The 13,526-nt window shown below is 43.0% G+C and carries 11 protein-coding genes and 1 pseudogene; 11 read left to right on the top strand and 1 reads right to left on the bottom strand.

Going from position 1 to position 13,526, the window contains the following annotated elements:
* From UF75_RS20505 to UF75_RS20455, 11 genes and pseudogenes are all read left to right on the top strand, one after another.
* A partial coding sequence (locus UF75_RS20505; RefSeq protein WP_045576417.1) for a histone deacetylase occupies nucleotides 1-1,041 on the top strand: 1,041 nt, incomplete at its 5' end.
* On the top strand, nucleotides 1,038-2,963 hold the full coding sequence (gene mutL / locus UF75_RS20500) for a DNA mismatch repair endonuclease MutL (RefSeq protein WP_045576416.1): 1,926 nt from the start codon (nucleotides 1,038-1,040) through the stop codon (nucleotides 2,961-2,963). The genes UF75_RS20505 and mutL, both read left to right, overlap by 4 nt.
* A gap of 267 nt (nucleotides 2,964-3,230) precedes the next feature.
* Nucleotides 3,231-4,031 (top strand): class I SAM-dependent methyltransferase, encoded by an 801-nt coding sequence (locus tag UF75_RS20495; RefSeq protein ID WP_045576415.1) that lies wholly within the window; start codon nucleotides 3,231-3,233, stop codon nucleotides 4,029-4,031.
* A gap of 13 nt (nucleotides 4,032-4,044) precedes the next feature.
* Nucleotides 4,045-4,986: a tRNA (adenosine(37)-N6)-dimethylallyltransferase MiaA gene (miaA, locus tag UF75_RS20490; protein ID WP_045576414.1), complete on the top strand. Its 942-nt coding sequence runs from the start codon at nucleotides 4,045-4,047 to the stop codon at nucleotides 4,984-4,986.
* Between the two features lie 35 nt (nucleotides 4,987-5,021).
* A complete protein-coding gene (hfq, locus tag UF75_RS20485; protein WP_045576413.1) occupies nucleotides 5,022-5,270 on the top strand; it encodes an RNA chaperone Hfq in 249 nt (82 codons plus the stop codon).
* A gap of 155 nt (nucleotides 5,271-5,425) precedes the next feature.
* Nucleotides 5,426-7,249 (top strand): translational GTPase TypA, encoded by a 1,824-nt coding sequence (typA, locus tag UF75_RS20480; protein ID WP_045576412.1) that lies wholly within the window; start codon nucleotides 5,426-5,428, stop codon nucleotides 7,247-7,249.
* Between the two features lie 75 nt (nucleotides 7,250-7,324).
* Nucleotides 7,325-8,292, top strand: a pseudogene (locus UF75_RS20475) (AAA family ATPase).
* A gap of 45 nt (nucleotides 8,293-8,337) precedes the next feature.
* Nucleotides 8,338-9,954, top strand: coding sequence for a GTPase HflX (hflX, locus tag UF75_RS20470; protein ID WP_197079476.1), 1,617 nt, complete (start codon nucleotides 8,338-8,340; stop codon nucleotides 9,952-9,954).
* Nucleotides 9,955-9,987: 33 nt separating this feature from the next.
* Nucleotides 9,988-11,253 (top strand): methionine gamma-lyase family protein, encoded by a 1,266-nt coding sequence (locus tag UF75_RS20465; protein ID WP_045576411.1) that lies wholly within the window; start codon nucleotides 9,988-9,990, stop codon nucleotides 11,251-11,253.
* Nucleotides 11,254-11,336: 83 nt separating this feature from the next.
* Nucleotides 11,337-11,882, top strand: coding sequence for a signal peptidase I (lepB, locus tag UF75_RS20460; RefSeq protein ID WP_045576410.1), 546 nt, complete (start codon nucleotides 11,337-11,339; stop codon nucleotides 11,880-11,882).
* A gap of 123 nt (nucleotides 11,883-12,005) precedes the next feature.
* The gene (locus tag UF75_RS20455; RefSeq protein WP_045576409.1) at nucleotides 12,006-13,109 is read left to right on the top strand and encodes a D-alanine--D-alanine ligase family protein; all 1,104 of its coding nucleotides are present in this window, start codon (nucleotides 12,006-12,008) and stop codon (nucleotides 13,107-13,109) included.
* A 203-nt stretch (nucleotides 13,110-13,312) separates the two neighbouring features.
* Here UF75_RS20455 and UF75_RS20450 read toward each other — a convergent pair.
* Nucleotides 13,313-13,526 (bottom strand): S24 family peptidase (locus tag UF75_RS20450; RefSeq protein WP_045576408.1); only part of this gene is annotated, 214 nt, incomplete at its 5' end.

Below are 13,526 nucleotides of genomic sequence, written 5' to 3'. Positions count from 1 at the left end.
AATGGTTTTGTTCTTGCCCGTCCACCTGGACATCATTCAGGCGCGACCGTTTGGGGTAATCGTGGGTTTTGCACTCTTAATAATGAAGCTATCCTAGTCAACCATTTGAGGGCAAAGTATGGTGTAAAAAAGATTGCGATTGTTGACACAGATGTCCATCACGGAGACGGAACTCAAGATATTTTCTTTCATGACCCAAATATTCTTTTTATTTCCCTTCATCAAGATGGGCGCACGCTTTATCCGGGTAGCGGATTTGTCCAAGAGAAAGGTGGTCCCAATGCTTGGGATCAAACTTTAAATATTCCGCTTCCGCCTGGAACAGGAGACGAAGGGTATCATTATGTGCTTGAAAACTGGGTACTCCCTCGCCTGCAAGACTTTGCTCCGGATTTGATTATTAACTCTGCCGGTCAGGACAATCATTTTACAGACCCACTCGCCTCCATGAATCTTACGGCAGGTGGGTATGGTCGGATCACAGAACTTCTTCAACCTGATTTAGCGGTTCTGGAAGGTGGATATTCCATTGAAGGGGCGCTTCCTTATGTTAACCTAGCAATTTTACTAGCGCTCGCTGGCGAAGATTATCATCATGTCCGTGAACCCCAGAAGCTTACTCGTCCCGCTTTAACGTTAGCAATCTTAAAACCCTATATTGAGGAACTTAAAAAACAACACCAATTGGTTAAACTACGTTTTTCTGTTCAAAACAAACCCTTCTTCCCTCAAGGGAATTGGATTCACATTCCTCACTCGGTATACTATGACACCGATGGGTTCCGAGAAACCCGCCAGGATTATATCCGCCAATGTGAGCATTGTGGTGGCACAGTCTATATAGAAAGCTATCGTGCTCCCCATACGTCTATTCTCGTGAGAATTCCGTTTGAAGGTTGCTCAGAGTGCGAACAAACAGGGTATGATCTTTGGGATTATGTTCAAAGTCATCCTGAGAAGTTTAAAAGCGGACTCCTGCAAAATCTGCTGCAAGACAAACTCGTTGTTTGGGATAGTAAGGAAGGACTGAAGGAATTTTGACATCGGTGATTCATATTCTTGATGCACACGCTGCTAACCAAATTGCTGCAGGAGAGGTGATTGAACGCCCAGCATCAGTAGTTAAAGAATTAGTTGAAAATGCGATAGACTCTGGAGCAAAACATATTGACATAACCGTTGAGGGAAATGGGGTTCCGTTAATTCGGGTGCGCGATGATGGCAGTGGAATTGCCAGCGCGGATTTACCGTTAGCTGTTATCCGTCATGCGACAAGTAAGATCCGTCAGATCGAAGATCTCGACCAGTTACGAACCCTCGGTTTCAGAGGGGAAGCCTTGCCGAGCATTGCTTCTGTTTCTCAGATGGAAATCTCCTCGCGTCCAGACGAGCAAGTGGCCGGATTAAGCCTTAAAATCAAGGGTGGAGAACAAGAAGAGTTGAAGGAAGTAGGGTGTCCAGTTGGAACATCCGTCACAATTCAAAATCTTTTTTACAATACTCCCGCTCGCTTAAAATTCTTAAAGTCTACCCCTACGGAATTTGGGCTGATTAGTGATACGATTGGGCGAATTGCGCTAGCCCACCCGGAAATCGCCTTTTCTCTAACTCATCCCCAGCAAGTTGTTTTACAAACGTCTGGGCGTGGAGAATTTCGTGAAACAATTGGTTCTATCCTCGGTCATACCATCGCACGACAACTTATTCCCATCAATTTGCAACAAGAAACTTGGAGTATAGAGGGTTTTATCAGTCCACCAAACCTAGTCCGCTCTTCTAAACAAACTCAAATTTTTATGATCAACGGACGAAGTGTTCGTTCGACATTTTTAAGCCGTGCTTTGCAAGAAGGGTATCATACCTTAATTCCTGTTAAGCTTTACCCAATAGTGGTGCTACATCTGCATGTACCGCCCTCAGATTATGATGTGAATGTTCATCCCACAAAAATGGATGTGCGCTTTAAGCATGAACAAGCCTTAAACCAATTTATTAGTCAGACTGTTTATCAAACTCTCATTGATAGCAAGCCACTACCCTCGTTTGAGACGGCCAAATCAATCCCTTCGCTCATACCTAAAATGGATGCTTCTCAGCCAAATCCCTCTAGCTCTATTGTCACAAGAATCCCGCCAAACCCTACGCCGATCTCTGCGTCAACCCCTACGTCGATCTCTAAAGCGTCCATGCAAATTCGGGAGTTAGCCGAACCTCTGTTAACAAATGCTCAGGATACTCATCCCCATAAACCTCTAGTCTTTGATCAAGAAAAAACCTTTGCCACTCCTCCGCAAAGACCTGGCGTTGCTCAGAGTGAACTCGTTCAACTTAAATTGAACATCGAGACTTCGGTTGGTGAGTCTACCTCAATTACCCAAAACGTTCTCTCCCACATCTGGCCCTTAGCTCAGCTATTTAACACCTATATTTTGGCAACTGACGGTGAAACTCTCTTTATGATCGATCAACACGCGGCTCACGAACGGATCAATTATGAACGGTTATTACGAGAATTCAAACAAGCTGAGCAGGCAAGTCAAGCACTTCTAATACCCCTTCCCATGGAGTTTACACTTCAGGAGGAACAAGTTCTACTAGAACATTTATGGATTCTTAATGAAATGGGATTTATCTTAGAGCAATTTGGTTCAAGGACTTACTTATTACGCGGAGTACCCGCTCAAACTGGAACTTATCAACCTGATCAGCTGTTACGCGAGTTTATTGAAGAGGTATTATTGAAAAACACAGCACCCAATCTAGACAAACTATTGGAAGAGTGGATCTATCTTTTGGCTTGTAAAGAATCCATTAAAGCCCAAGACACTCTATCTTTGCTTGAAATTGAGCAGCTTATCGCCCAACTTAATCAAACACAAAATCCGTATACCTGTCCCCATGGCCGTCCAACCATGATTAAAATGACTCGAATGGAGTTAGAAAAACGCTTCTATCGCACCTAACCTCGAAGAGGTTTGTCTACTTAATGACAAGGACATACTAACATTGAGCAGCAGTAAAGAAAACTTGGCTGGCGCCCACGAAGACACTGTCTTCGCGCGAATTAACCTTCTCGCAGACACTGTCTTCGCACGTATTAGTTATTCTGTCAGCCTTGGCGAAGGTGGCCGGTCGAATGCTAAGCCATTCATGGCGCATTCGACACTAGACACGTCCTCTAGTATTAAAAAGTGTTTGATAGTTTTAATACTTCAGAAACTGGAGGGCCTATGGTTAATGAATTCTCCATCTATATAAAAACAACGCATGCAGATTCAAACCTAAAGAAAAGGTTCGATTGGTTTCTTCAACAACCGGGATGTAAATGGACTCTAAAACAGAATGAAGAAGGCGAATTACCAGAACTAGCCATCACCCGTCGGGGAATTTTCTTAATAATTGGCACGGAACGACTATCGTTTCATCCTAGTATGGCCGTCATCCGATTAATCAATCTCCTGAGAGGGGAGGCTGATCGTTTTCTTGAAGCGACACAGATTACCTCTGGAGATTCTTTGCTCGATGCCACGCTCGGATTAGGGACGGATGCTTTGATCGGAGCATGGGCTGTCGGTGGAACTGGAAAGGTTCTTGCCCTTGAACAATCTCCGGTTTTAGCAGCCATAGTTCACGATGGTTTAAGCCATTTTACGGACCTTGTTTCCAATTATAAAAACAATGATAAACAACTTGCTTGGGCTTCTTTAGCACAAGCTTCACAAAGAATTGAAATTCGTTGTGGAGATCATCTCGAATATTTAAAGCAAATTCCCTCTCGTTCTTTTGATGTCGTTTATTTTGATCCTATGTTCAGGAAAACTCGCAAACAATCAAACTCGATCCGACCCTTACACCAGTGGTCAGACTGCAGGCCTCTCGATCTAAAAGCTATCTTTGAGGCTTGTCGAATTGCTCGTAAACGAGTTGTCTTAAAGGAACGAAAATACAGCTCAGAGTTTAAGCGACTTGGCTTTAAGATACTAGTCGGAGGGCAGTACAGTCCCGTCGATTACGGCGTCATTCTAGTTTAATGGAGATGGTTAGGTGTATCCACTTGTAGTAATTATCGGTCCGACTGGCGTCGGCAAGACCGCACTGGGTATAAAGCTTGCCCAAACGATCGGTGGAGAAATAATCTCAGGGGATTCCGTACAAGTCTATCAGAAACTGGATATTGGTTCAGCAAAACCAACCGCTGAAGAACTTCAACTAGTGCCTCATCACTTGATAGATTGTTTAGATCCTACCGAACCTTTCACGGTTGCGCAGTTCAAATCCCAGGCCACCTCGTTGATCGCTGAGATTAGAGGACGGGGACATGTCCCGATTGTCGTCGGTGGTACAGGATTGTATATTCGTTCTTTATTAGATCCTTATGATTTTTCACAACAAGGCTCAGAAGAAATTAGGGGTCAATGGAAAGAATTTGCCACTTTACATGGAAACCAAGCGTTACATAGGGAGCTAGAGAAAATAGACCCAGTCACTGCGGAGAGTTTACACCCCAATAATGTTTTCCGCATTATACGCGCCCTTGAAGTATTTGAACTAACTGGAAAGACCCTCTCCAGCCAACGTCAATTTCGTGATGATGAATACCAGCCACTTGACCCATCTATAGTCTATATCGGGCTTACCGCACCACGAGACGTAATCTATGAGCGAATTAATCAACGCTGTGTTACCATGTTATCTCAAGGATTAATTGAAGAGACCCTAAGTCTGTTAAAAAGCGGTTATGCACAGACCCTAAAGCCTTTACAAAGCATTGGTTATCGCCATGCGATTTGGTTCTTAAACGGGAAGGCCACCCAACCGGAAATGTTAAGGTTACTCCAGCGTGATACACGCCATTTTGCAAAACGTCAATTTACGTGGTTCCTACGTGATCCTCGCATTAGCTGGTACGATATTAGTAATCAACTCAACGAGGTTCTCAAGATTGTTGTACAAACTTGCAGAGCCTGCCAAACTAATGTAATATAGATATCGTAGAAATATAAGGTGATGGAGGAAAATTTATGAACAAATCGCCCATCAATTTACAAGATACCTTTTTAAACCAGGTACGCAGGGAAAACCTTCCGGTGACCATTTATTTGGTTAACGGGTTTCAGCTTAAGGGACTTATCAAAGGATTTGACAACTTTACAGTGGTCATTGAATTTGAAGGTCGACAACAAATGGTCTATAAACATGCCATATCGACTGTAATGCCGATTAGACCGATTAACTTCGCAGCAGCTAGTGCGGGAGATGCAAATACTTAAGGAGTATAAATAGTACGCTAAGCTCCTGAAGCATGAAGAACTAAGTTCGGTATTATACCGAACTTAGTTCTTTATGCTTGAATTCAGTACTTGACTGTGATATCCTAAGTTTATATGCTTTTATCTTAGGGAAAGAAAGGAACTACAATCCAACTATGGAAACTCGAAATTTAAGAAACATTGCCATTATCGCTCACGTTGATCATGGGAAAACAACCCTTGTTGACGTTATGCTTAAACAGAGTGGAACCTTCCGTGCTAACCAACAAGTTGTAGAACGCGTCATGGATTCCAATGATTTAGAACGTGAACGTGGAATTACTATTTTATCCAAAAACACTGCTGTTCATTGGCAGGGGACCAAGATCAATATTATTGATACGCCTGGACATGCTGATTTCGGTGGGGAAGTTGAACGTGTCTTACAAATGGTCAATGGAGTTCTTCTGATCGTTGATTCTTTTGAAGGTCCGATGCCTCAAACTCGTTTCGTCTTACGTAAGGCCTTAGAACTTAAGCTTGTTCCTATCGTCGTCATCAATAAGATCGATCGCCCAGATGCGCGTCCAGCTGAAGTCGTTGATGAAGTCTTAGATCTCTTCATTGAACTCGGTGCCGAAGACCATCAATTAGACTTCCCAGTCGTTTATGCTTCTGCCCGTTCGGGAATCGCGGGACTCACACCTGATGCTCTGGAAGATTCTTTAGTGCCTCTATTTTCGGTTATTTTAGAGCATATTCCTGCTCCCGTCGTGGATCTCGAAGCTCCCTTTCAAATGCTCGTAACAACGTTGGATTACGACGATTATGTTGGCAAAATCGTGGTTGGCCGTATTGTTCGTGGGACAATTCATCAAAATGAAAATATCACTTTGATTAAACGGGATGAAAGTTTTGAGCGGACTAAAGTGGGAAAAGTCATGATTTTTGAGGGATTAAAGCGGGAAGTCGTCCCAGAAGCGTCGGCAGGAGAAATCGTAGCACTCACAGGATTAATCAGTGCTAATATTGGGGAAACCGTTGCCTGTGCACTGAGTCCAGAAGCTTTACCGACCATCGAAGTGGATGAGCCTACCTTGTCCATGAATTTCATGGTTAACAATAGTCCCTTTGCTGGACGTGAAGGTCATTATGTAACCTCTCGAAAAATCAGGGAGCGTCTTTGGAAAGAAGTCGAGACGAACGTTAGCCTGAGAGTTGAAGAAACGGACTCTGCTGATTCTTTTCAGGTTTCAGGTAGGGGAGAGCTTCACCTTTCCATTTTAATTGAAAATATGCGACGTGAAGGGTATGAACTACAAGTTTCAAAACCCGAAGTTATTTATAAGATAATCGATGGTGTCAAATGCGAGCCAATTGAATTCTTGATTTGTGATCTTCATGAGAGCGCACTGGGAGCCGTCATGGAACTCTTAGGCAAACGCAAAGCTGAAATGGCGAATATGACGAACCTTTCTGAAACACAACTCCGCGTTGAATTTAAAATACCAGCTCGAGGCCTAATCGGTTTCCGTGGAGAGTTCTTGTCCCAAACAAGGGGTGAAGGCATGATGAGCCATATGTTCTTAGGGTATGAACCTTATAAAGGGGATATTCCAGGGCGAAATCGTGGCGCACTGATTGCATTCGAAGAAGGGGAAACCAATGCCTATGGTCTTTATGCTGCACAGGAGCGGGGCCAATTGTTTGTTGATCCTGGCCTGCATGTATATGCGGGTATGATTGTTGGAGAGAATAAACGTGAACAAGATATTGAAGTTAACGTTTGTAAGAAAAAACAACTCACTAATATGCGGACTAGTTCAGCTGATGAAGCCTTGCGACTTGATAAGCCAAGAGAACTTTCCCTGGAGCAATCGTTGGAATTTATTAATGATGATGAATTAGTTGAGATTACGCCTAAAAGTGTTCGTCTCCGCAAAAAATTCTTAGATCATACGTCTCGAGTTCGTTACGCCAAGACCTTAACAGGGAAATAATAACAACACGTTATCTAGGACACCTTTTATCCTTACTTGCGTATATTAGTAAGGATGGGAGGTGTGCCTGTACTTATGACAATCCATATAACGTTTAGACCGGATAATCGACAACCTCCGGTCATTCAGACTCCCTTGCCCCCGAAAAGCGAAACTGCCCCTGTCTCTGAGATGATGGGGATTGGACGAGTTCGAAAGAATAATCTTGCTCCCAATGAAAAAGATAAAGATAAAATCACTGAAATTCTGGCTGAATTAGAGACTTACATCGGATTAGTGATTGTGAAACGTCTTATTCGAGATTTGCAAGCCTTCGTAGAAATTCAAAAACGGAGAACACAGGAAAAACTCGTTGCAGAACCCCTTGTTTTACATATGATTTTTCGAGGGAACCCTGGCACAGGAAAAACAACAGTGGCACGTTTGGTCGGGCGACTGTTTAAAGAGATGGGGGTTCTTCAAAAAAAGGACATGTCATTGAATGTGAGCGTGCAGATTTAGTGGGTGAATATATTGGGCATACTGCACAAAAGACAAGAGAGCAACTTAAGAAGGCATTAGGGGGTGTCCTCTTTATTGATGAGGCCTATTCCTTAGCTCGAGGGGGAGAGAAGGATTTTGGCAAGGAAGCCATTGATGCGTTAGTTAAGGCTATGGAAGATAATAAAGACAATCTAGTGTTAATCTTAGCAGGGTATCGTCAAGAAATGGATTGGTTTTTGCAGTCTAATCCTGGACTTCGTTCTCGCTTCCCTATACATATTGATTTTCCAGATTATACACTTGATGAATTATTAGCCATCGGTAAATTGATGCTGAAAACTCGTCAATATGAGTTAACCTCTGAGGCGGAAGACGCGCTCCGTTTTAATCTACAGCTTTTATTGAACACCCATCGTTATGCAGGAAATGCTCGGCTTGTTCGGAACCTTGTGGAAAAAACTGTGCGCAAACAAGCTGTTCGGCTCTTCCAAAAAACAAGCTCAAGTCGCGAAGAACTAATCCAAATCTTACCTGAGGATATTAACATGGAAGATCTCTAAGCTAACTGATGCAAGTCAGGAGACATAGAGAGTATGAGGGTTTTAATGAGTATAGACATTTCTGGCGACTTGTCTGGTATTCGGGCAAGCCAAATCCAAGAACTTCAAAACCTTGCTGAAATTAAAACAGAACGAACTGAACTGATTCATTCTGAAATTCTGGCAGAACTGATTCGGCTTACCCAGCTTTGGAACCGTGAAATTGCTATTTATCTTTCTCGTCCCGGTTCCTTATTGGCTGCCGCTGTAGGTCGTCATGCAACAGTTGCTCTTCCTCCGATTAAAGGAAGATCCGTGGGCAAACATTTACGCTGTATCCATACGCACCCCGGTGGGAACTACTCCTTAAGTCCTTTAGATCATAGTGCCTTATCCTCCCTTGAGCTTGAAAGTATGGCTTCTATTGGTGTACTTGATGGACAACTCACCGGAATTCAGATTGCCTATCAGACAGGTGAGGATAATCCTTATCTTGTCAATCTCAGTCCTAACGATTGGCAGTCGTTTGACTATCAGGAATCTCTCAAACCACTTTCCAAAGGTTTTTCGCGGGGAACTAAAACTCTGACTCAACCTTCTGGTGAACGTGCTTTCCTGATTGCCTTGGAAGAGAGTGACCAAGAGAGTCAGGATAATTTAGCTGAGCTACGCGAACTAACCCGTTCAACCGGAGTTGCAGTAGTTGGCCAACTTGTTCAATTAAAGCGTTATAGTCAGAGTCGTAGCTATTTTGGAAGCGGAAAACTTGAAGAACTTGTCCACCGTGTACAAGAAACAGAGGCTAATGTCATCATTTGTGACGATGAATTATCTCCAACCCAATTGCGAACGTTAGAGACTGAAACCGGTCTTAAAGTATTGGATCGTACAGCCTTGATTCTAGACATCTTTGCGGAACGGGCCCAATCGCGCGAAGGGAAGCTTCAAGTCGAATTAGCCCAATTAAAACATCTATTACCCTATTTATCCGGTCAGGGACAAGCACTCTCCCGTCTAGGTGGAGGAGTGGGGACAAGGGGTCCCGGAGAAACTAAACTAGAGCTTGATCGACGGAGAATGCGGGATCGAATCACTCAACTCGAACGAGAATTAAAGCTTGTTCTTCAACAGCGCGAGGTTCAACGTCGTCAAAGAACAAAAAGTGGCCTTCCGATCATTGCCTTAGTAGGGTATACAAATGCTGGGAAAACTACGTTTATGAAAAATGCAATGGAACAAGCGGGTAGTCGATCCGATTTGCCAGTGGGTGAGAACAAATTATTTGCCACATTAGATCCCATCGTTCGAAGTATTAAAATAAACTCTTCCTTAGAAATACTATTGAGCGATACGGTGGGGTTTATACGTAAATTACCGACCCATTTGCTTAATGCTTTTATTGCAACGTTAGAAGAAGTACAACAAGCGGATGTTTTGATCCATGTTTTAGACGCCAGTAATCCTCAAGCTCTCCAGCACGCTGAGACGGTACAGGATGTGTTAAAACAACTGGGTTGTGTTGAAAAGCCTATGATTACCTTACTTAATAAGATTGATAAAGTCAGCGATGAAGATGCGCTAAACCATTTAACTCAATACCTGCCTTACCCCATTAAACTGTCATTAACGCGTGGGGATTCGCTTAAGCCTGTTTGGAATTATGTTAGTTCAGCACTAAACTAAACCTTGATAGGAGACAACAAGGAGGAAAGAGTTTTGTATTTGAATCCCGATTGGCCAGAATTAATTAAAAAAGCCGTAGTGGAAGCAGAAGAAATACTCTTTCGACAACTTCCAGGGCTACAAATAAATGTCCTCAAAAATCATGAAAAAGTATTAAAGGCCTTTCAAGAAGAACGCGTTTCAACTTATCATTTACAGGGAACGACAGGTTATGGCCTCGGTGATTCTGGGCGTGAGGTCCTAGACCGTGTAGTCGCTCGAATTTTAGGGACGGAAGCAGCACTTGTCCGTGGTCAATTTGTATCTGGAACCCATGCCATTGCTGCAGCCCTCTTTGGTGTACTACGCCCGGGAGATCATATCATTTCTGTGAGCGGAACCCCTTACGATACGCTGGAAGAAGTCATAGGGCTAAGGGGAAAAGGGCAGGGGAGTCTCATGGATTTTGGGGTAACGTATGAGGGCATTTCACTAGATTCTGAAGGTAAACTGCAATTTTCTCTGATAGGGGATAGGATCACAGATAAGACCCGCTTACTCATGGTTCAGCGTTCAAGAGGGTATGCATGGCGCAATTCGTTAATGATAGCTCAGATAAAGGAACTTGTAGAGTATGTCAAAACGGCCTTTCCCCAGCTCATAATCTTCGTTGATAACTGTTATGGTGAGCTTGTTGAAGGCCAAGAACCCGGAGATATTGGCGTGGATTTGCTGGCTGGTTCGCTCATAAAGAATCTGGGAGGCAGTCTGGCTCCAACAGGTGGGTATGTAGCTGGGCGCTCGGATCTTGTAAAACTCGCAGCCCAACGACTAACAGCACCAGGCATTGGAGAACATATGGGGGCCACCTTAGAATGGCAACGGCTGTTTTATCAGGGCTTATTTTTAAGCCCCTTGACGGTTTCCGAATCGATCAAGGGTGCTGTGTTTTCAGCGGCATTTTGGCGAGCTTTAGGATTCGAAGTACATCCAGAACCGGAAATGCCTAGAACCGACCTTATCCAGGCCGTCAAGCTGGGATCAAGAGAAAAAATGCTTGCCTTTTGTCAGGGGATACAAAAGGGTTCTCCTCTCGATTCTCATGTTACGCCGATACCTTCTGGAATGCCCGGGTATGACGATGAAATCATTATGGCAGGTGGTACGTTTATATTAGGCTCAACCAGCGAGTTTTCTGCAGATGGACCACTCCGCGAACCTTATATTGTTTATCAACAAGGTGGAATTTCTCATACTTATGTGCAAATAGGAAACATTCTAGCAGCTCTGAACTTATGGCAGCAAGGACTTCTAAGCTAAACATAAGCGGGAGCAAAACTCCTCCTTAAGTATGTTTTCTTAATAAAAATGTGGTAATATGTATGAATAGAAAGAGGTGAACTATGGATACTACAGAGTCGCCAAAAAGTAACGCAAAATTTTTACTAGAACTCCTAGAAATTGTTTTGATTGCCTTTGCACTTTCTTGGGTATTGCGTACTTATGTTATTGAAGCACGAAAGATTCCGACTGGTTCCATGCTTCCTACTATCCAACTAGAAGATCGGGTGATTGTGGATAAGTTTTTCTTTAAACAGTTTGACCATATTAACCACGGAGATATTATAGTTTTCCATCCACCACCGAGTGCCCATGCAACTGAGGACTTTATTAAACGGGTCGTAGGTTTACCGGGGGATAAAGTTGAAATAAAAAATCGCACAACCTATGTTAATGATCAACCACTCTATGAACCCTATCTATTAGAGAAGCCTAACCATGATTTCGGTCCCATCGTAGTTCCGGAAGATTCGGTCTTTGTAATGGGTGACAATCGCAACAACAGTGCGGATTCCAGGGAATGGGGATTTTTACCGATAGAAAATATTACTGGAAGAACTCTTTTTCGCTACTGGCCAATTGGACAGATAGGTGCTCTTGCCCGTTAGGTGGGAGCTTTTTTCTTTTTCAATGCATATACTTCGAGCAGGAAGATTATCTTTAGTATAAGGAATTTAGATCAGGAACTAAACAAGGTTTTGTTCTAACATTAAGTGAGAGGGTGGGGCATAGTGGATGAACACAAACTAAATGTGGCTCTTTTATTTGGCGGCCGCTCTGGAGAACATGAGGTCTCTTTGAAATCAGCCCAGTCTATTTACAATGCTATTGATCGAACTCGTTATAATGTCCAAACCATTGGCATTAATAAGCTCGGGCAATGGTTTTGGGGCGAAATCCCAGAAAAATTGATCAACGATGGCTTTCCTCCAATAAATCAAGCTTGCCAGGTTACGCTTGTCGTCGATCCTACAAACCCACATTTTATCGCCTTAAATGGGGGTGCACTTCCAAACCAAGGAAACGTTGATTTAATCTTTCCGGTACTTCATGGACCCTACGGAGAAGATGGAACTCTTCAAGGTTTACTTGAGATGGCTAACATACCTTATGTAGGATCCGGCGTTTTAGGGTCTTCTCTCGGTATGGATAAAGATCGAATGAAAGCGGTCTTTCTTGAAAAAAACCTACCCTTAGCTCGATACCAAACCTTACTTCGTTCAGAATTTATAAACAAGTTGGAAGAAAGCCTTAATATGATCGAAGAAAAAATAGGCTACCCTTGTTTTGTAAAACCAGCCAATCTAGGCTCTAGTGTGGGAATTTCCAAAGCACATGATCGTCTTGAATTGGAGAATGCATTAAAAGTAGCTGCCCTTTTCGATCGTAAAATTGTCGTAGAGGAAACTATAGTCGGACAAGAAATTGAAATCTCCGTTCTAGGAAATGATACACCGAAAGCCTCGCTTCCTGGTGAAGTACTACCGGCGCACGAATTTTATACTTATGAAGCAAAGTATTCAAATATTGGTTCAAGAACTCTGATCCCGGCTAGTCTCGACGAAGCCCTTGTTAAGCGTCTACAAGAAATGGCCGTAAAAGCTTTCCAAGCTGTTGAAGCATGTGGTCTGAGTCGGGTCGATTTTTTTGTAACCCCCCAAAACGGGATTATCCTGAATGAAATCAACACCTTGCCTGGATTTACAGAAATCTCTATGTACCCCAAACTCTGGGAAGCAACAGGAATTTCTTACTCCGATTTAATTGACCGTTTAATCACATTAGGGTTAGAACGATTTGAGGATAAACAAAGTTTAAAAATCTCATCTGAGTAATTAAGATAGTAAACTTGATATGCCCATACCCCAGTAGTTTCATGAAGAACCCGAGCTAACAAGAAGTGGGGGCTTCATCGTGAAGTTAGTTAATAGAAGAGCAGAGATGGCCATGTGCATCTCTGCTCTTCTTGATTTTTACAATAAATAATTTAAGAATTATAGTAACTGTTATTTCTAATGCATATCTTGTTTAAGGCGCATTATTGGAGGGTACGAAAGACCCCTACAACCTTCCCTAAAATCGAGACATCCTGTGAATAGATCGGTTCCATTGCTGAGTTCTCGGGCTGGAGTCGAATAAGTGTTCTTTCCTTAAAAAAGCGTTTTACAGTCGCTTCCTCACCAATCATAGCCACAACAATTTCGCCGTTTCTTGCATCATTCTGTTGACGGACAATAATGAAGTCTCCATCC

It is taken from the genome of Desulfosporosinus sp. I2 (genome assembly GCF_000960765.1).
GTDB lineage: Bacteria > Bacillota > Desulfitobacteriia > Desulfitobacteriales > Desulfitobacteriaceae > Desulfosporosinus.
The sequence above is the reverse complement of the archived record's forward strand: the minus strand, read 5'-3'. Positions and strand labels throughout refer to the sequence as shown.

What these genes read in the sequence shown, in the direction of transcription:
- UF75_RS20495 (WP_045576415.1), top strand. Translation starts at nt 3,231, where the DNA reads ATGGTTAATGAATTCTCCATCTATATAAAAACAACGCATGCAGATTCA.
- hfq (WP_045576413.1), top strand. Translation starts at nt 5,022, where the DNA reads ATGAACAAATCGCCCATCAATTTACAAGATACCTTTTTAAACCAGGTA.
- typA (WP_045576412.1), top strand. Translation starts at nt 5,426, where the DNA reads ATGGAAACTCGAAATTTAAGAAACATTGCCATTATCGCTCACGTTGAT.
- hflX (WP_197079476.1), top strand. Translation starts at nt 8,338, where the DNA reads ATGAGTATAGACATTTCTGGCGACTTGTCTGGTATTCGGGCAAGCCAA.
- lepB (WP_045576410.1), top strand. Translation starts at nt 11,337, where the DNA reads ATGGATACTACAGAGTCGCCAAAAAGTAACGCAAAATTTTTACTAGAA.